This is a genomic window from Homoserinimonas sp. OAct 916, from assembly GCF_003260275.1.
Taxonomy (GTDB): Bacteria; Actinomycetota; Actinomycetes; order Actinomycetales; family Microbacteriaceae; genus OACT-916.
The window spans coordinates 70,119-87,082 of sequence record NZ_QJHB01000004.1; the positions used below are offsets into that span (position 1 = coordinate 70,119).

The following is a 16,964-nucleotide window of genomic DNA, read 5'->3' on the forward strand; positions in this document are numbered from 1 at the left end:
TGGCTCAGCGGGAGAACTCGAGATAGCCCTTCATGACGCGGAGGGCGCCGACCATATAAGTGAGGGCGTCCGGCTCGGAATCAAATTCTCGGATTGTTCTTTCTTGCACCACCGCACGTTCGTCCGTGATTACGATGACCCAGCGGGCACCGTCATGAAACAGACAGACCTTGTTGGCCGAACCTGCGTCTGGCCGCCCAAAACGTGCATATTTCTCCAGACCCTCCTGTTTCACGAGGTCGAGTACTGTCTCATGATCCATGTGTATTACTTCACCTCTCTCAAGACACCAAGTGCCTCAAGTATCTCAACGCTCAGCGGAAGTTGGACTTGCGTCCCTCCGCCAACGTCGCCAAATCCAGGAGCAATCTGCCCCGACTGCGGAAGATCATCCCAGGAGAAGTAACCGAGATCGATCAGTCCGTCGATCTGAGACCGCACCTGAGCGTTGGTGGACTGATCGTAATATGCCCTGAGGTCGCTGAAGTCGCCGACCACCTCGTACTGGTGGTACTGCGCGGCATCCTCCACATACGGCAATGATCGTTGGTCGTACGAATATGGGACGCCATCCTCGACTGGCGACGTGAACCGACCATTTGGCGGGCCATACCGGTCGATGACCTCACCGACCCCCGGAACATAGGGCTCCTTGATCGCATTACCGGCTTCATCCAGAACATAACCACCTTGCGGCACTTCACTCCAATTGATCGTACCCTCCGGCGTCAAGACACCAATATCTTTCGGGATCTGGACATCTTCTGGCCACACTCCCGTCTCGGCAAATGTCGCGGCGCCAGAAGCGTCTGCGTTCTCGAGATACAACTGCAGCTGATCGGGCGTCAGCGAACTCTGGTCGATGACGTTGCTCAGGTCTCGTCCGGAAGAATCAATAATATGTTCCGGACGCGCGGCAACATTTTCGGATGAGCCTCCAGTCTCGGCTCGATCGGCGGGCGCTTCATTGGGTAGCGCCGCATCCGAATTCCCTGGTCCATCTGAACCCGAAACGTCATTCCCGCCTGCGCCGCTGTCACCCTGGCCCGCTCCGCCGGAGCTTTCATCGCCGAGCCGTGTTCCGCCACCGTCGGCATTCGGCCCGCCATCTCCGCGCGTGCCACCACCCTCGGGATGACCGGTCGCTGGCCGGTCGAGCACATCCGTGCCACCGCCCCTGCCCGAAGCCGGCCCGTCTGCGTTGGCCGCCGGTTCACGCACTGCTGGGGTGTCCGCACCAGGCTTGACCGGGGCCTCCACTGTGGACTCGGCGCCCACCTTCACGGGCTCTCGCACGGCGGGGGCATCCGTTTCGACCTTCACCGGTTCACGCACGGCTGGGGCCTCCGCCGGTCGCGGTTCGGGTGCACCCACGTTGTCTGCACCCTGCTTGACGCTGTTGGATGCCGCATCGTCGACCATATTGCCGCCGACACTGCCGCCGGTCGTGTTGCTGCCCGTAGCAGTGCTGCCGAGGTTGCCGCCGTCAGGGGCGCTGTGCGCGGTGCCTGCCCCCGAGGGCCCGGTGGTGGACGCGCCGTCGGGCGACCAGTCCAGCTTGCCGACGCCCGCGTCGGGAATGTCGATCTTCGCCCCGGTCGAACCCAGGCCGTCGAGATCAAGGCTCTTCAGGCCCTTCAAGGCGTCGAGAATCGGCGGCCCAGCGAACTTCACCGTTTTGAGGCCGCCCTTGACCGCCCACGCAGCTGGGTCAATGAACTCGGCCACTTTGGCGGCAGTGGACAGGATCTTGCCCGCACCGGCCGCGGTCTTTGCCCCGGAGACCGCTGCGCCGGCCGGAATGAAGATGGTTCCGATGTTGAAGATGCTGGTGCCCAAGGCCTTGCCCGGGTTGTCTTCCCAATCGTCCCAGGCGACGACGCCCTTCAACGTATTGACGACAGCCTCTTGGCCACCCTTGAGGAAGTCGCCGACCGGGCCGGGAATGAACGAGGCGGCGAATCCGACGGGAGATGTCGCGACCAGGCCGACAGCGAGCATGCCGAGGCCGCCCCACGCCTGACCGTAGGTCTCGCCAGAAAAGAAATCCCCGGTCTGCGGGTTGTAGCCGAGTGCCAAGCTTCCGAGACCGGTGACGGTTCCCCAGACACCGCCCACGGCGATGCCCTCCCAGAGCACGTCTCTGAAGACGAATTTGACGGATGCCTCGCCGCACCCCTCTTTGCGTTCCACCGCCGAGCCCCAGGGCATGTCGGTGCCCTCGGGGATCTCGGCGATGCCATAACCGTTCGCGTCGTTCTCACCGGTCGCCGCATGGAGCGGCGCCGCACCGTACAGCCCGCGGATCGCGTTGGCGCAGGTGCGCTCGGCCTCCCACAGTCGGACCTGTTGCGCATTCACCTGGGCGATGAGGTCATTGTTGCGGTCGACCGCGCCCTGGTCCTCGTTCCACGCCTTGTGCTCGTCGCGGTACTGCGGGGTGGCGGCTGCGCTCGTCTTCTGGCTGGCCCCGTAACCGTTGTATGCGCCGTTGTACGTCGGCGCCGTGCCGTAGAGGCCGGTGGGAACGGGAACCCGCACGGTCACACCGTGGGCAACGGTGGTGTTCACAAACGTTTCGGCCTGCAGCTTCAACGACTTCAGCTCGGCCACGATCGGCCGCACCTCTTCGGCGAAGTTCTTCAACGCGCCCGCAACGATGTCCAACTGGTCGCCGAGCCCAGTCGTACTCGAACCGACCGGAGTCATCACGTTGAACAGCCGTTGCGCCTCCGGGGCTTCGTACACCGCGGACAGTCCCTGCCACGCGGTGACAACCTCGGCGCCGTTGTCCCGCACACCTTGCGCCGCTTTGGTGATGATGCTCGCCTGCGCGATGATCGTATCCGGGTGAATGTCACCGCCGGGAATCTCCGACGGATTGATCGCGCCGCTCATCGGGGCATCATCGGGTACTGGTTGAACTCGTTCGGGGACACCAGGATGATCTGTTCACGCTGGGCCGTGGCCGCCATCTCCAGGTCACCTTGAACATAGGCCTCGGTGGCGCCGGATGCCCCCGTGATCGATGCGGAAATGCGCGCGCTCACGCCCTCGAGCTGCGGTGAGGCCACCTCGGAGAAGTAGCCCTGCACCGCGTCACCGATCGCAGGCGAGTTCGTTGCCGTCACGGCAGCCGTCATGGCATCGGACAGCGGCTCCAACGCCGCGCCCATCGCCTCCGCCTTGGTGTTGACGCTCGTGAGAACGTCTAACACTCCCTGCGGTTGAATCTTCCAGCCCGCCACAACACTCCCCCTAGAAGACTCAGCCGATGGCTTCGACGGCCGACTTCGCCCGCTTCAATGCATCCTGGGCGGTCTCATCGTTCTTCTCCAACGCCGTGCGCAGCGTGGAGATGATCGCCTTCACCTCGGAGCCGGCACGCTTCCAGCGGTCCTCCTTGGCACGGTACTCATCGGAGACACCGTCGGCCTGGTAGTCAGACATCGCGGTGTTGACGTCTTTGTTGCGCTGCTCGATCAACGACTCCAACTGGGATGCGATGCGGTTGAAGTTGTCCTGTGCGTTCTGTGAGGCCGAGACGTCATAATCGCGGCGGTCAACCTGGTTTCCTGAAGCCATACCTATTCCCCCTTATGCCTTGCCGCCGAAGCGTGCGGAATCGAACGATGACCCCGCCTCAGCCGACTTCGTCTGGTCGGCGATCGACTGATCACCTTCGATGAATGATTTGTCCATGCCGGAGACACCCATCAGGACCGCGTTCAACGCGCCCTTCAACTCAGCGGCGATCTCGTCGGTGCGACCCTTGAAGTTGTCGAACGCCGCACGCCCGGCACCCTGGAAGCGTCCCTCAAGCGGCTCCGCCGCCTGGCCCAACTGCTTCACCAGGTTACTGAGGTCATCACCGGCCGTCGACGTGGTCTTCGTCAACGTGGTGAGTGTGCCAGATCCCATTGCAAATTTCATATCCCCGACCTTCCCGAATTCTGTACCCGCGACCGGCACTGCCGCCACGTCTAAGCGCCCAAGCCTACACACCCCCGTACGGGTGACACCACCCCAAACCACACAAAAGGCCAGCCTGCACCGGAAATCCACAGGCGACCGGACGGACCGTGCCCGTGCGACCGATATCCTCGAACAACGCCTGTGACAGCATTCATTCATTCATGGGTACACACGCTGTGACGAAGCGCCTACGAGACGGGAGTGGTATGTCGGCAACCGTGGCCGGTGGCCTGCTGATGAACTGCTGGCCGGCCCGAGTGGGTGAGAGGCGCGCCGCCCTCGCGATCGACGCGGGTGTGCCTGTTCTGGCCGTCATCGTTGCGCTCGGGCTTCTTCTGGTTCCCACTGCCGGGGCCGAGTCGACTCGCACCCTTGTCGCCGTCGGCCTGGTGATCCTCGCCGCCGGCTGGCTGATTGGCTTCGTCTGGATGCTCGGGAGCCACGGTCGCAGCGTCGGACGACTCCTCATGCGTCTTCGCACGGTGGATTCGCAGACCGCTTCTGCCGTCTCCGTTGCGTCGCTTCTGCGTTCGCTGAGCACCGCCTCGTGGCCCGGGGGAACAACGACGTTCAACCTGAAACGCGGCCGCGACCCCCACTCACCCGCCTTTCTCTCCCTGCCGGCAGATCATCTTCACCCAGACGTTCCGGCAGAGGAGGCGCCCCCCACCGCTGAATCTCGAACGATTCCTGAGCCCGGCAGCGGGCAGCGGACCGACATGCCGCAGCGACGCGGCCGACGCGCCGACACCGCCGGTGACGGCGTGACACTCGTCTTCGACTCCGGACAACGAGTAGATCTCACCCAGTCGCTGCTGGTGGGGCGCAACCCGCAGCCGACGATGCTCGCAACGGCGGGAGCCTCCAACGACGACGAGGACACCCCCGTTTTCGCCTGGCCCGATCTCTCTCGAACCCTCTCGAAGACGCACGCCCTGCTCGAGTGGGACGGCCGACACCTGTGGGTCACCGACTTGGGCTCCACGAACGGCACAACACTGGTTGGTGAGGACGCAGGCGTCACCACGCTCGTGCCCCAGGTGCGCACCCGGGTTCCGGGCGGCAGCCGGGTGGTCTCGGGCGACCGGGCGATGAGCTTCGAGATCCGTAAACTGGTGGCCTCATGAACGAAACCAGCTCCGAGGCGACCGGCATCCGCCACCCTCTCATTGACAGCGTGCACGTCGGCTGGGTGCACACCGAGTCCCGGGCCCCCGTCATCCACCTCAGCGAGGGCCGCGCAGACCTGTTCAGCCAGGCGGCCGCGAACGGACTGCGGGTCATACTGGTGACCGATGAGCTGTCGGCCCTCACCGAGCCCTACTACCAGGCGATGACCGGAAACCGCGGGTCGTGGGTGGTACGCGCCCAGGACGGCTCGCTGCGCAACGGCGTCTCGGGTGCCCGGCTCGAGCACGTCGCCGAGGCTCTCGACTCCCATCTGATCGCCAACACCGATGATGTCGCCGTTGCCTTCCTGCGCCCTCAGCCCATCGACCAACTCGAGCTGATCATCACCGCGTCCGTGCGCCACAAGGCGCTCTCCACCACCGTGCTCGGCGGCGCTCTCGAATCGCTGAGCACAGTGCTGCGCGGCACGCCACCGTCCGGCTGGGACGTGCACGAGCCCATCAGCGGGGCGTGGGACCGCCAGGCCTTGACGGAGTATGCGCGTGGCCGCATGCCCGCCGAAACATTTCTCCTGGCCAACGACCCTGACGGCCCGCCCCTGATCGCCACCATTCTGGCGCAGCGAAGCACACACGGGGTCGAGGAGACGACGAAGGCGTTCATCGGAATGGGAATACCCGGCTCAGAGGGCGTGCGCACCGCCGCCGAGAGAACGTTGGAGGCCTTCGCGCAACTCGCGGCGCCCACAACATCCGGAATGCCGCTGATCGCCTTCGCGCTGGCGCGCCCGGGCTCGGTGCGACAACTGCATTCCCCGGTTCTGCCCATTCCCCCGGTGCCGTTGGCGTTGCTGATCGGGCCACCCGGAGTGAAAGCACTCGGCCTCGATGCGGCCCGCTACCGGCGTGACTTCGACGCGATCGTCGTCGGTCGGCCCCGCATCCCCGGCCTGCTCTTCCCCCTCGGCGACCTCGACGGCCGCGGCTGGGAAACACTCGATGCACTGCTCGCCAGCTTCGACCAGACAAAGATGAACGCACTCCTCGGCGAGAATGAGAGCCTTTTCGCCGGTCTCGACACCAGAAAGAGCGACCGTGCCCCACAACCATGATGTGATCCTTCTCGAATCGGTCAAGGTGCATCGAGCCCGGCTGAGGGGCGCCTTCCTGTTCGGCCAGCTCCAAGAGCGTCGTACCGCCAACGACAATGTGAAGCGAGTGATCGGTTCGATGGTGCTGGCCGCGGTGATCTGCGCCGGCTGCGTGGGCGGTTCGTTCGTGATGAAGATCATGGCCGACCAGGCTGCTGCGAAGGCGAAGGCGAACGCAACGGTGCAGATTCTCGATCGAGGATTCGGGGATCTGGCATGAGCGACTTCACCCGGGTCACCGTGGTGGGCACTGCCCGCAAAGCCGAACTGGTCGTTCCCAGCGACCAGTCGTTGGGCTCCCTCATCCCCCGACTCATGGTGCTGCTTGATGAACCGGCCGGGCCGGTCTCGCGCCCACTCACCCTGGTGCGGCCCACCGGGGAACAACTCGACCTGGCGCTGTCCACGCAGCAGCAACTCGTCGAAGACGGCGAACTGCTGCGCATGCTGCGCCAGGATTCCGCACCGCCTCCGCCCGAGGTGTCAGATGTCACCGACGTGGTGGCCGACTCGCTGGCCGAACGCACCGACCTCTGGTCGGACAGGCACCGGCAGTGGATGGGAGCGGTGGGAATCGGTGCGAGCACTTTCGCTGCCGGCGCTCTGCTCGTGCTCGCCCCATCGGCGCTGTCTGAAGCCGGGGTCGCCCTGATCGTTGGCGGCTGGTTCGTGCTGATGCTCGCGGTCGCCACTCTCACCGGCCGCCTCGGGCTGCGCTGGAGCGCCATGGCACTGGTGGCGGCCAGCGTGGGGCTTGCGGCACCGCTGGCGATGAGCCTGAGCCTTGTCACCCTGGCTGCGATCTCACCCCTGGTTGCCGGCTGCATCGCGGTGGGGCTGGCTTGGCTCGCCCTCGGTATCGGCGTGGGATGGGGGCTACGCATCTCATCGGCGCTCTGGGGTTCTGCGGTTGGTGTGGCCGCTTCGGCGCTTCCGCTGACCCTGCTCGCCACGGGGGTCTCCGACACCGGAACCTGGGCCATCACGGGCGTGGCCGCAATCGCCGCCTGTGGCCTGCTGCCCTGGTATGCGATGTCGGCATCCGGGCTGACCGGACTCGACGACGAGGTCTCGGCCGGTTCGCCCCGCCGCCGACGCGACGTGCTCGTCTCGGTCGGTTCGGCCTACCAGGGCCTGACCTGGGCGACGGTGGCGGTTGCAGCACCGATCACCGCTGCCGCCATCGTGCTGCTTGCGAGCGGCAACATCTGGGCCCTCTGGCTCGCGGTCGCGCTCACTCTCGTGACGCTGTTGCGCAGCAGGACCTTCCCCCTCGCCGCCCAGGCGATCGCCCTGTGGTCGGCGGCCGGAATCATCACCCTGGTGGGAATCGTCTCCTCGGCGGTGGTCGCCGACCAGGTGGCCCCCGTGCTCGTTGCCCTGGTGTCGGTCGCAGTGCTGATCGCGCTCACAGTGGCCGCCCGGCCCACAGCACACCGGCGGGCATCGCTCAGGCGGCTCGGCAATTTCGTCGAGGCCCTCGCGGTGATCGCTCTGATACCACTGCTCCTGGGCGTTTTCGACATCTTCAACCAACTGCTGAACACCTTCTGATATGACCGTCACCAACGCACTCCTGTCCACGCCCGGTCGGTCCCTTCCGGCCGGGTTCAGGGCGGGCACCCGCGAACTCACCGAGTGGGATCGGGAGATCCGCCAGCCGGTGGCCGCGAACAGGCGTGTCAGCCTGGTGCAGGTGGGCCGGGAAAGCGGCCTGTCGACCACCACCGCCCTCGTCACCGCTGTACTGTCGCGCCGCAGGAACGGATCGGTTCTTGCTGTCGACGCGTCGAACGGCTCTGTCGGGCTTGCCGAACGGTGCGGCCTGGCTGACGAGCCACGTGAGACCGCCCCGAGCCGCACCCGGTCGCGCGCCACCACCAGGGCCGACGCCGTCGCGGGACTCTCGTTGACCGCCGAAGGAGCGCACCTGCTGGGCATCGGCGGCCCCTCGGGCACTCGGAGCACAGATGACGCATCGAAGATGCCGACCGTGCCGGGATGGCTGGGGTCGGCCGGCGTGATCGCCCGCTTCTTCGACGTGGTCGTCACAGACTGGGGCGGGCGCACCTCACGAGCCGACCTTCAAGCGATCGCCGCGCTCAGCCACGTGGTGTGCGTGGTCGCCCGCGCAGACCGGGCCGAGGCCGAATACGCGCGAACCCTGCTCACGGCCGTGGCTGGCAGCCCGGAGCGCCCGCACACGCTCCTGGTGCTCATCGACCGGGACAACACGGCCGGTCGGGTGCCGGCGATCATGGCAGCGTCGACCCCCGTGATCACCATTCCGTTCGACCCCGCCCGGAGCGCCGCGGCCGGCAACGGGGGCCGTTTGCGCGCCCGCACCCGCAGGGCGGCAATTCGGCTCGCCGCCGAGCTGATGCAGGGCGCTCGGGGCACGGGCACACCCAGACGGGAGACCGCGTGACCGTCAAGATCGTGCACCGCCCCGCCCGGATCACCCAGCCGGCGCCGCCTGCTGAGACGCTGACGGTTTCTCCCCCGCCGGCGATGGCGGATGCCCCGGTCGGCGGCTTTCCGATCCAGACCCTGCTTCCGGTGCTCGGTGCGTTGAGCTCCATCACCATGATGCTCGTGCTGCGCGGAAACCCCGTGATGGTCGTGGTCGGCGCGATGATCCTGGTGGTCGCCCTCGTCTCGGGTGTCGGTATGGCGATCAGTCAGCGCGGAGGCGCGGCGCGCACGCGGAGGACCAGCCGCGAGCGCTACCTCGACTACCTGGAGAAGCTCCGTGGCGAACTTCGTCGCAAGGCGGTCGCCAGCCGGGAACAGGCGTTGCTGCTCGACCCGGCGCCGACCGCACTCGCCGAACTGATCACCGATCCGGCCCGGCTCTGGGAACGGCGACGCAGCCACGCCGACTTTCTGCGGGTGCGTGTCGGCACGGGTGATGTGACGCGCTTTCCGATGATTGTTCCGGAAGAGACCAACCCGGTGCAACCGTTCGATCCGATCATGCAGGTGGAAGTCGAAATGCTGGCCCGGCATTATGCGACGGTGCAGCAGATGCCCGTGACGGTGTCCCTTGACAAGGCCGCGCACGTGGCGGTGATCGGCGACCGGGCCGACGTGCTCGACGCCGCTCGGGCCATGATCGTGCAGGTGGCGAGCCTGCACTCACCCGAAGACGTGCAGATCGCGGCGGCGTTCGGGGAGCAATCCGCAGCCGAATGGGCGGGCCTCGACCTGCTGCCGCATGTCCTCATGAGCGACTTCTACGACGGCCCGGTGCAGGCCAGGCGCGTGGCTCCCTCGACCGAGGATCTCGCGCGCATTCTGGCCGGTGAACTCGGCGAGCGCGCGCAGACCGCGGCCACCGCCAAGCGCTCCAACGGGCGTGCCGCGTCGGCCAACAACCCGCGCTTGATTGTCGTGCTCGACGACTGGGGCCAGGTGGCGTCGGAGCTGCCGATTCCGGATGCCGACCTCAGCCTCGCGGAGCTGCAGGTGACAGTCATCCATCTGCTCAGTGACCGGCTGCACGAACCCTCAGAGGTGACGGTGCGTATTCTCGCCTCCGGCGGCACCGCCGTGGTGGCCGACAATCGCAATACCGACGCAATGAACGAAAGCGGCCTCCACGAACCGGTCACTGCGGTCATCGACCGCGTGCCGACGGACGTCTTCGTCGGGGTGGCACGCGCCCTCACCTCACTGCGGCTTTCGGTGGCCGGCCGGCAGGAGGTGGAGGCGTCCCGATCGACGAGCGTCACCGAGCTGCTCGGCATCAACGACCTCTCCGGGATCAGCGCCGACCAGCTGTGGAAGCCCCGGTCGCCGCGTGACTTTCTTCGGGTGCCGATCGGCCTCGACGACTACGGTGCTCCGCTGCTGCTCGACCTCAAGGAGTCGGCGCAACTGGGAATGGGGCCGCACGGCATCTGCATCGGCGCGACCGGCAGCGGCAAGTCGGAGATGCTGCGCACCCTGATCCTCGGCCTGGCGCTCTCACACTCGACCGACGACCTCAGCATGGTGCTGGTGGACTACAAGGGGGGCGCAGCGTTCGCGCCGTTCGCCGGCCTGCCCCACGTGGCCGGGCTGATCGACAACCTGGCCGATGACCCCCAACTGACCGAGCGGGCGCGCAGCAGCATCGCCGGCGAGGTGGTGCGTCGCCAGGAGATGCTGCGCGACGCCGAGAACTCCCCCTCGATCTCCCACTATCGCGAACTGCGCGAGCAGCGCCCGGACTGGCCGCCGATGCCGCACCTGCTCGTGGTGATCGACGAGTTCGGAGAACTGCTGACCGCCGAACCCGACTTCGTCGACCTGCTGCTGACGATCGGGCGCATCGGCCGCTCCATCGGCGTGCATCTGCTGCTGTCGAGCCAGCGCATCGAGGCCGGCAAGCTGCGGGGGCTCGACACCTACCTGTCGTACCGGCTCGGGTTGCGCACATTCTCCGAATCAGAGAGTTCGGTGGTGCTCGACACCCCCGACGCGTTCCACCTGCCCGCCATCCCCGGGTACGGCTTTCTCAAAGTGGACACCTCCGTCTACAAACGCTTTCGCGCCGGTTACGTCTCGGGCCCCGTTCCGGGCGAACTGACCGCAGCACAACCCACCGACGAGGACGAGGAGCCTGCCGGTCCGATGCTGCTCCCGGTCTACAACGGGATCAACCGGGCAGAGGACGAGGGCGCCGAGACCGGCGAAACAGAACTGACGAGGCCCTCGGTCGGGCGTGCACTGATCGATGAAGCGGTCGACCGCATCCGGGTGGGTGTCGACGGAACGACCCCCATCTGGTTGCCCCCACTGCCCGCACAGCTCACGCTCGGCCGGGTGCTGAACAGCCGAAAACTGAAGGGTCGAGAATCGGGCGGGCCGTCAACCCCCGGATCCGCCAGCCCGGCCACCCAGACCAACGCCCAGACGAGCGCCCAGAACGCGCTGCGGATCCCGATCGGCCTCCTCGACGACCCGATCCGCCAACGCCAGGAGCCGTGGCTGCTCGACCTCAGCGTCGGCGGCGGTCACGCCACCATCACCGGTGCCCCCGAATCGGGCCGCTCCACCTTTCTTCGAACGCTTGCGGCATCCGTCGCCCTCACCCACACGCCACGCCAGGTCACCATGTACGGCATGGACCTCACCGGCGGTGGGCTTCGACGAATCGAGGGTTTTCCGCATGTGGGTGGCGTTGCCACCCGGGCCAACCCGGACCGTCTGCAGCGGCTGCTCGAAGAGTTGCACGGCATGCTCGCCGTGCGAGAGGCAGTGTTTCGTGACCACTCGCTCGACTCGGTGCAGGCGTTGCGTCGCGCGCACGAGCAGGGCAGGATCCCGCAGCTGATCTCGGCCGACGTCATTCTGCTCGTCGACGGGCTCGGCTCGCTGCGCGCCGACTTCGAACATCTGGAAGAGCCGCTGGCCGACCTTCTCCAGCGAGGCGGAAGCTTCGGCGTTCACGTGGTGCTCACCCTCGGCCGGTGGAACGAACTGCGCATGAACCTGCAGAACCTGATCGGCACGCGGATCGAACTGCGCCTCGGCGACCCGGGCGACTCGCAGGTGAGCCGCAAGCTCTCGGGCACGCTGAAGATCGACCAGCCCGGGCGAGCGCTGACCGACGCGAGCCTGCTCGGCCAGATCGCCCTGCCCGTCATGGACGAAACCGACGACGACCAGGTCGGCGACGCCCTGGAAGCTCTCGCGAAACGGAGCGCTGCAAGCTGGGAGGGGCCGTCTGCGGCTCCGATCCGATTGCTGCCCGAATCATTTTCCGGCGACGAACTACCCGATGCCCTGGATGAGCCCGAACGCATTCCGTTCGGGCTGCGCCAAGACACCATGGAGCCCGCGTTTCTCGAGATCACCGATCGCGACCAGCACCTTCTGGTGCTCGGGGACACCCGAGCCGGCAAGAGCACCCTTCTGCGCGGGCTGGTGCGCGGCCTCGTCGACCGGCACACGGCCGACGAACTGGTGATAGCGCTGATGGACCTGCGCGGCGACCTGGTCGACGAGGTGCCCGACGACTACCTGGGCGGGCACGCCTCGTCGAGCCGGGAGGCCAGGGCCCTCGCCCAGGCGATCGCCGATGAGTTGGAGAAGCGGCAGGACAGCGGAGCCGCGAAGGGGGAGGGGCCGCGCATCGTCGTGGTCATCGACGACTACGACATTCTCGCCTCGGGCGGAACGGAGCCCCTGCAGCCGCTGCTCGCCTACCTGCCGTCGGCCAGGGACCTGCGCCTGAACGTGATCGTGACTCGACCGGTCGCCGGTGCCGCCCGGGCGATGTACGACCTGGCGTTGCAGACGATTCGCGACACCGGGGGGTCGACCCTGGTGATGTCGGGGGAACGCTCCGAGGGACAATTGTTGCCGCGACTGTACGCCGAGCAGATGGTGGCCGGCCGGGGCCGATTCGTGCGCCGCGGGGAACGCCCACGGCTCATTCAGGTCGCCCATTTCACGCCGGTCGAGCCGTTGGGCGCACGCGCTGCCCCCGCGGTTGCGGCTCCACAGGCTGCCGCCCCCCAGGTCGCAGAACCCGGAAGCGCGGAATCGTCACCGCCACCCCTGCAGGAGGAAACCTTTGCCCCGTGATGCGACCATCCTGTCGGCGGTCGAGGTGACGATCGTGCCGATTCTCGAGGCGGCGGCACAGGTCGCCGCCGACCTGCACGTTCGCACCCTGTTCGACCGGGCCGTGTTGCAACTGGTGGATGCGGCCGGCGACCCGGTGTTGAGTATTCAGAACTCGACGCTGGTGCCGAGAGCCGCCGAGGTGGCACGCCTGTTGCCGAGCGCCCCACCTGTGGCCGAGCCGATCTGGTTCACCGAGGCGCTGCTGCCGTGGGGCGACGCCGGGGAGAGGGGCAAACGCATCCTCTATCAGCTTGCCCAGAGCCTGGACGCCGCGCTCGTGATCGAAGACGCCAGCTGAGGTGAACGACCGGGGTCAGGCGCAGTTCGCCTCGGACGCGAAGGAGTTCGACGCCGCACCGAGAACCGACGCCGGCTCGCCGATGATGTCGAGGCTGCCGTAGGTCTCGAGAACCGGTTCGGCCCCGCCGCCCAGCACATCGACGACGATCAGCGACACGTTGTCGCGGCCGCCATTCTCGAGCGCGCGCCGCAGCAACAGGTTCGCGGTCTGCTTCGCCCGGTAGCCGAGCCCCAACCCGACGCCGATGCCGTTGCCGCCGAGTTCGTTGCTCAACCCGTCGGAGCAGACCAGCAGCCGCTCCCCATTGACGACCGGGTGCAACCAGAAGTCGGCCGGATTGTCGCTCGAGCCGCCCGAACCGATGGCGCGGGTGATCACGTTCCTGTAGCCGAAGGTGTGCACATTCTCGGGGGCGAGCGTTCCACTGTCGAGCATCTCCTGCACGAGGGAATGGTCGGTCGTGAGCTGCTCGAACTCGCTCCCGAGCAGGCGGTACACGCGGGAGTCGCCGATGTTGAGCACCAGCCAGTGCGGCTGGCCCTCGTGCTCGATCTGCACGACACCGGTGAGAGTGGATCCGGCGCCGCGGGCGGCGGTGGCGGCGATGGCCTGCACGGCGCTGTGGGCGCGGTCGAGCGCATCAGCGACATCGGCCACCTGGAGTTCTCGGCCGACCAGCGCGCGGAACTCGGCGATGACCGCGGCGCTCGCGCGGTCGCCGGCGTCGTGGCCCCCCATGCCGTCGGCGACAAGGAACACCGGCCATTTCGCCAACACGGAATCCTCGTTCACGGCACGCTTCAGGCCCACGTCGGTGCGGGTGGCGCTGGTGATCTGAACGCCGTTGGGGGCGAAACCGGATGCGCGACCGGATGTACGACCGGATGCGCGATCAACGACCGCGGCCCCGGCGCCGGTGTGGCCGGTCGTTCGAGATGAGTTCGCCATCGAATTGCCTCTTCTTGCGTGTGCAGTCGCCGTGCGGCGGGATTCTGCACGGCTGAAGTTGTGGGCAGCTGAGCCCCCTGATCACATTACTGAATACGCCTTGAGTTTTTCTGTACCCAAAAGGCGGGTAGTGGTACCTTACCCGCTCAAAGTTCATCCGCGCCTGCCGCGGCTGCGGCTGCACGCGGCGCGGATGCGCTCAGCCGCAGGCGCCCCACAGGCCGAGATCGGATGCCGCGGCCTCGGCTTCGGCTGCCCTCAACAGCGGGTAGTAGGCGTCGTTCGGCGCGATGTTCAGTGACTCAGCCGATCCGAGTTCGTGCACGGCGAAGTAGCCCAGCACCCCGACCAGGATGACGACCATCAGCACTCGTGGCCCACGACTCTTTGCCCGCTGCATCGTCTCAGCGTATGGCATCGGTGACGGCCCGCTTCCGCAGACCCCGGTGCGGCTCCGCCGACACGGGTCGAGCCCGTTGGGATGCGTCGCACCAGGCGGCGCGTCAGGCGGCGAAAGCGAGGATCAACCAGATCGCCACGGCCGCGGCAGAGGCCACGAGAATTGTGCTGAGTACCACAGCCGCCAGCACCCCGCACCCGCGGCGGCGCCCTCGTTTCTCGGCCCCGGCCCGCAGTTGTTCAGCGGGTGCCGGCAAGGTGCTCGAGGTGATCGGCACCTCGACCCGGTCAACCGAGGCCCGCTCCGCGTTGCGACGCGGCTGCGCCTGTTTGGCGCCGCTGACGACGTCGGGCGCCTCGTAGACGCGCCCTCCCGAGATCAATCCCTGCGGGGGGCCGGCGACTGTCGCCCCTCTCCCCCACCCGGGCTGCGCCGGACGGCCGCGCCGGTCGACGATCATCGTTTCGTCGTCGAGGTCAGATCGTGGAGGGTCGGGCCGCGACACATCGGCGGGATTTTTGCGGGAGACGACGCGGGTGGCGTCATCTTCGGGCGCCGCGGGCGCGACTGATTGCACGGAATCGTCGCGACGTGGCTTTCGGGCAACGATGCGGGTCTGGTCGTCGTCAGGCGATTGCGGTGCCCCGATCTCGGATGGGTAACCGTCGACGTCTGGGTGGGGAGCGGGCGCGACCGCACGCGGCCTGCGCACCACGATGCGCGTGGGTTCGTCGTCGTACTCCTCGGCAGATTCACGGCTCGCAGTATCCACATCACTACCGGTGCCCGTGTCCGTGCGGCGATTCACCAGCACCGTGTCGGCGTCTGTCTCCGACTCGTCGCACGCGTGCAGCGTGGAATCCGCATCCGGACGGTCAGCGGGGTCGGTCGCATCTGAATTCATGGGTTCTGCCCCACCAGCGTTCGAAACGCCGCAATCGCCGCGGCACCGGCCACATCTCCGACATCGTGACCGCCCGCATCTCCGGCATCGTGACGGCCCATACCGTCGGCCATCAGGAACACCGGCCACTCGGCCAGCAGGGAGTCCTCATTCACGGCGCGCTTCAGGCCCACGTCGGTGCGTGTTCCACAGGTCACGCGCACCCGGGGCGCGGTCGCATCGAGTTCGGGCGCTGCTGGTTCGGGCGCTGGTGGTTCGGGCGCTGGTGGTTCGGGCGGCACCGGTCCAGGCGACACAGGTTCAGGCGACACAGGTTCAGGCGACACAGGTTCAGGCGACACCGGTTCAGGGACCATCGGGAGCTCGGCGGTCATGCCCGGAAGATCCGCGTCGGAAGTTCGCCCAGCACGAACCTCTCGCCGAGCGCGAAAGGCGAGCCGGGCACCAGTTCTGTCTCGATCCCGCCAGCATCGACGATGATGACCCCGTTGGTGGAGTCGAGGTCGGTGATCATCCACCGGCCGTCATCGAGCGCGATTCGGGCATGCACCTTGGACACGGTCTTGCCTGTGTCTCGAACAGCAACCAATTGGGCGTTCGGATGGTTCGGGTCAGCGATCGGGTTGCGCCCCAGCACCACCACGTCGCGGGTCAGCTCAACGGTTTGGCCCTGCGCGGTCTCGATCGTCCATTGCGGCCGGAGCTGACGATTGACGATCACCGTCTCGTCGTGGTCGACGGCCGGCTGCTGGGCTCCGGTGATGATCGTGTCACCATCGAGCGGATACTCAAACGTCGAGGGGTTCTCGGTCACGGTGGTCTGCTTGGCGAGCTGGGCTGGTGGGGCGAGCTGGTCTGGTGGACTCACGGATGCCGCAGGAGTCACCGGTGCCGGAGCAGCGAAAGTGCCAGGAATGGCAGCACGGGTTCCGGGCACGTGGTCGATGGGCGGCCGTGAAGATGGTGTGACCGAAGAATGGGACAAAGCAGCCGGCAGCCCGTGATTCGCAGGCCGCTGGTGGGCAGAGTCCGGTGATTCGAAGTGCTGCGGCGTGATCGGGTTCCACGGGGTTGGGGCTCCGTGACCGTTCGACGCGAACTGCGACGAGGTGCCGCCGGCGCGCTCCGCACCGAAGCCGAGCACAAGCGCCCAGATCAGGGGGAGGAAGATCGCGAGCACGGTGGACCCGGCTCCCCTGCCCAGCTGACGGTTGATCTGATGGGTGGCCACGTAGAAGAAAACCAGCGCGACAATATTGATGACCGGAAAGAACATCGCGATCACCCACAACGCGGAAACACCGCCCAACTGGTAGATGACGACGATGTTGAGTATCGGAACCCACGCCTTCCAACCCTCGTCGCCGAGCTTCTGGAAGATCTTCGCGAGGGCGATCGAGAACACCACCCAGAAGCCCACACCGATCACGACGGCGAGGGCAATCGTTGCGCTGCTCAGGCCGTTCGCCCCGATGGTGCCACTACCGTCCATGGTGTCTGCGTGCCGTTTTGAGACGGGCACTCCCCTTCTGAAGTC

The 16,964-nt window shown here is 66.8% G+C and carries 16 protein-coding genes and 1 pseudogene; 7 read left to right on the forward strand and 10 right to left on the reverse strand.

From position 1 onward, the window contains the following. Window positions 1-4: 4 nt before the first annotated feature. From DL891_RS05580 to DL891_RS05600, 5 genes are read right to left on the reverse strand one after another with little or no spacing between them, the layout of a single operon-like run. On the reverse strand, window positions 5-262 hold the full coding sequence (locus DL891_RS05580) for a hypothetical protein (protein ID WP_111719445.1): 258 nt from the start codon (window positions 260-262) through the stop codon (window positions 5-7). Between the two features lie 5 nt (window positions 263-267). Beyond that, window positions 268-2,898, reverse strand: a complete 2,631-nt coding sequence (locus DL891_RS05585) for a glycohydrolase toxin TNT-related protein (RefSeq protein ID WP_111719446.1) — start codon at window positions 2,896-2,898, stop codon at window positions 268-270. Further along, complete coding sequence (locus tag DL891_RS05590; protein WP_111719447.1) at window positions 2,895-3,248, reverse strand: DUF6507 family protein; 354 nt, start codon at window positions 3,246-3,248, stop codon at window positions 2,895-2,897. Before DL891_RS05590 ends, DL891_RS05585 begins: the two co-directional genes overlap by 4 nt. A gap of 19 nt (window positions 3,249-3,267) precedes the next feature. Beyond that, window positions 3,268-3,585, reverse strand: a complete 318-nt coding sequence (locus DL891_RS05595) for a pore-forming ESAT-6 family protein (protein WP_111719448.1) — start codon at window positions 3,583-3,585, stop codon at window positions 3,268-3,270. 12 nt (window positions 3,586-3,597) lie between these two features. Continuing rightward, complete coding sequence (locus tag DL891_RS05600; RefSeq protein ID WP_232819024.1) at window positions 3,598-3,921, reverse strand: hypothetical protein; 324 nt, start codon at window positions 3,919-3,921, stop codon at window positions 3,598-3,600. Between the two features lie 260 nt (window positions 3,922-4,181). Between DL891_RS05600 and DL891_RS05605 the strand changes: the two genes are divergently transcribed. The 7 genes from DL891_RS05605 to DL891_RS05635 are packed head-to-tail and all read left to right on the forward strand — an operon-like array spanning window position 4,182 to window position 13,172. Next, window positions 4,182-5,102: an RDD family protein gene (locus tag DL891_RS05605; RefSeq protein WP_198668783.1), complete on the forward strand. Its 921-nt coding sequence runs from the start codon at window positions 4,182-4,184 to the stop codon at window positions 5,100-5,102. Then, complete coding sequence (locus DL891_RS05610; protein WP_111719451.1) at window positions 5,099-6,217, forward strand: DUF6177 family protein; 1,119 nt, start codon at window positions 5,099-5,101, stop codon at window positions 6,215-6,217. Before DL891_RS05605 ends, DL891_RS05610 begins: the two co-directional genes overlap by 4 nt. After that, a complete protein-coding gene (locus tag DL891_RS05615; RefSeq protein WP_111719452.1) occupies window positions 6,201-6,476 on the forward strand; it encodes a hypothetical protein in 276 nt (91 codons plus the stop codon). Before DL891_RS05610 ends, DL891_RS05615 begins: the two co-directional genes overlap by 17 nt. Further along, window positions 6,473-7,810: a type VII secretion integral membrane protein EccD gene (gene eccD, locus DL891_RS05620; protein WP_111719453.1), complete on the forward strand. Its 1,338-nt coding sequence runs from the start codon at window positions 6,473-6,475 to the stop codon at window positions 7,808-7,810. The genes DL891_RS05615 and eccD overlap by 4 nt, the downstream gene beginning before the upstream one ends. Window position 7,811: 1 nt before the next feature. Next, window positions 7,812-8,684, forward strand: a complete 873-nt coding sequence (locus tag DL891_RS05625) for a hypothetical protein (protein WP_111719454.1) — start codon at window positions 7,812-7,814, stop codon at window positions 8,682-8,684. Next, window positions 8,681-12,832, forward strand: coding sequence for a type VII secretion protein EccCa (eccCa, locus tag DL891_RS05630; RefSeq protein WP_111719455.1), 4,152 nt, complete (start codon window positions 8,681-8,683; stop codon window positions 12,830-12,832). Before DL891_RS05625 ends, eccCa begins: the two co-directional genes overlap by 4 nt. Beyond that, window positions 12,822-13,172 (forward strand): hypothetical protein, encoded by a 351-nt coding sequence (locus DL891_RS05635; RefSeq protein ID WP_111719456.1) that lies wholly within the window; start codon window positions 12,822-12,824, stop codon window positions 13,170-13,172. Before eccCa ends, DL891_RS05635 begins: the two co-directional genes overlap by 11 nt. 15 nt (window positions 13,173-13,187) lie before the next feature. Here the strand turns inward: DL891_RS05635 and DL891_RS05640 are convergent, their stop codons facing one another. From DL891_RS05640 to DL891_RS05655, 5 genes and pseudogenes are all read right to left on the reverse strand, one after another. Beyond that, window positions 13,188-14,123, reverse strand: a complete 936-nt coding sequence (locus DL891_RS05640; RefSeq protein WP_111719457.1) for a PP2C family serine/threonine-protein phosphatase — start codon at window positions 14,121-14,123, stop codon at window positions 13,188-13,190. Window positions 14,124-14,322: 199 nt separating this feature from the next. Then, window positions 14,323-14,523 (reverse strand): hypothetical protein, encoded by a 201-nt coding sequence (locus tag DL891_RS17050; RefSeq protein WP_157962402.1) that lies wholly within the window; start codon window positions 14,521-14,523, stop codon window positions 14,323-14,325. Window positions 14,524-14,626: 103 nt separating this feature from the next. Beyond that, window positions 14,627-15,427, reverse strand: coding sequence for a hypothetical protein (locus DL891_RS05645; RefSeq protein ID WP_111719458.1), 801 nt, complete (start codon window positions 15,425-15,427; stop codon window positions 14,627-14,629). Between the two features lie 8 nt (window positions 15,428-15,435). Next, a pseudogene (locus tag DL891_RS17295) lies at window positions 15,436-15,630 on the reverse strand (serine/threonine-protein phosphatase); the annotation flags it as partial. Between the two features lie 167 nt (window positions 15,631-15,797). Continuing rightward, window positions 15,798-16,919 (reverse strand): DUF5684 domain-containing protein, encoded by a 1,122-nt coding sequence (locus DL891_RS05655; protein WP_157962403.1) that lies wholly within the window; start codon window positions 16,917-16,919, stop codon window positions 15,798-15,800. Window positions 16,920-16,964 lie beyond the last annotated feature (45 nt).

What these genes read in the sequence shown, in the direction of transcription:
- DL891_RS05580 (WP_111719445.1), bottom strand. Translation starts at nt 262, where the DNA reads ATGGATCATGAGACAGTACTCGACCTCGTGAAACAGGAGGGTCTGGAG.
- DL891_RS05585 (WP_111719446.1), bottom strand. Translation starts at nt 2,898, where the DNA reads ATGAGCGGCGCGATCAATCCGTCGGAGATTCCCGGCGGTGACATTCAC.
- DL891_RS05595 (WP_111719448.1), bottom strand. Translation starts at nt 3,585, where the DNA reads ATGGCTTCAGGAAACCAGGTTGACCGCCGCGATTATGACGTCTCGGCC.
- DL891_RS05600 (WP_232819024.1), bottom strand. Translation starts at nt 3,921, where the DNA reads ATGGGATCTGGCACACTCACCACGTTGACGAAGACCACGTCGACGGCC.
- DL891_RS05605 (WP_198668783.1), top strand. Translation starts at nt 4,182, where the DNA reads ATGTCGGCAACCGTGGCCGGTGGCCTGCTGATGAACTGCTGGCCGGCC.
- DL891_RS05610 (WP_111719451.1), top strand. Translation starts at nt 5,099, where the DNA reads ATGAACGAAACCAGCTCCGAGGCGACCGGCATCCGCCACCCTCTCATT.
- eccD (WP_111719453.1), top strand. Translation starts at nt 6,473, where the DNA reads ATGAGCGACTTCACCCGGGTCACCGTGGTGGGCACTGCCCGCAAAGCC.
- DL891_RS05625 (WP_111719454.1), top strand. Translation starts at nt 7,812, where the DNA reads ATGACCGTCACCAACGCACTCCTGTCCACGCCCGGTCGGTCCCTTCCG.
- DL891_RS05640 (WP_111719457.1), bottom strand. Translation starts at nt 14,123, where the DNA reads ATGGCGAACTCATCTCGAACGACCGGCCACACCGGCGCCGGGGCCGCG.
- DL891_RS17050 (WP_157962402.1), bottom strand. Translation starts at nt 14,523, where the DNA reads ATGCAGCGGGCAAAGAGTCGTGGGCCACGAGTGCTGATGGTCGTCATC.
- DL891_RS05645 (WP_111719458.1), bottom strand. Translation starts at nt 15,427, where the DNA reads ATGAATTCAGATGCGACCGACCCCGCTGACCGTCCGGATGCGGATTCC.
- DL891_RS05655 (WP_157962403.1), bottom strand. Translation starts at nt 16,919, where the DNA reads ATGGACGGTAGTGGCACCATCGGGGCGAACGGCCTGAGCAGCGCAACG.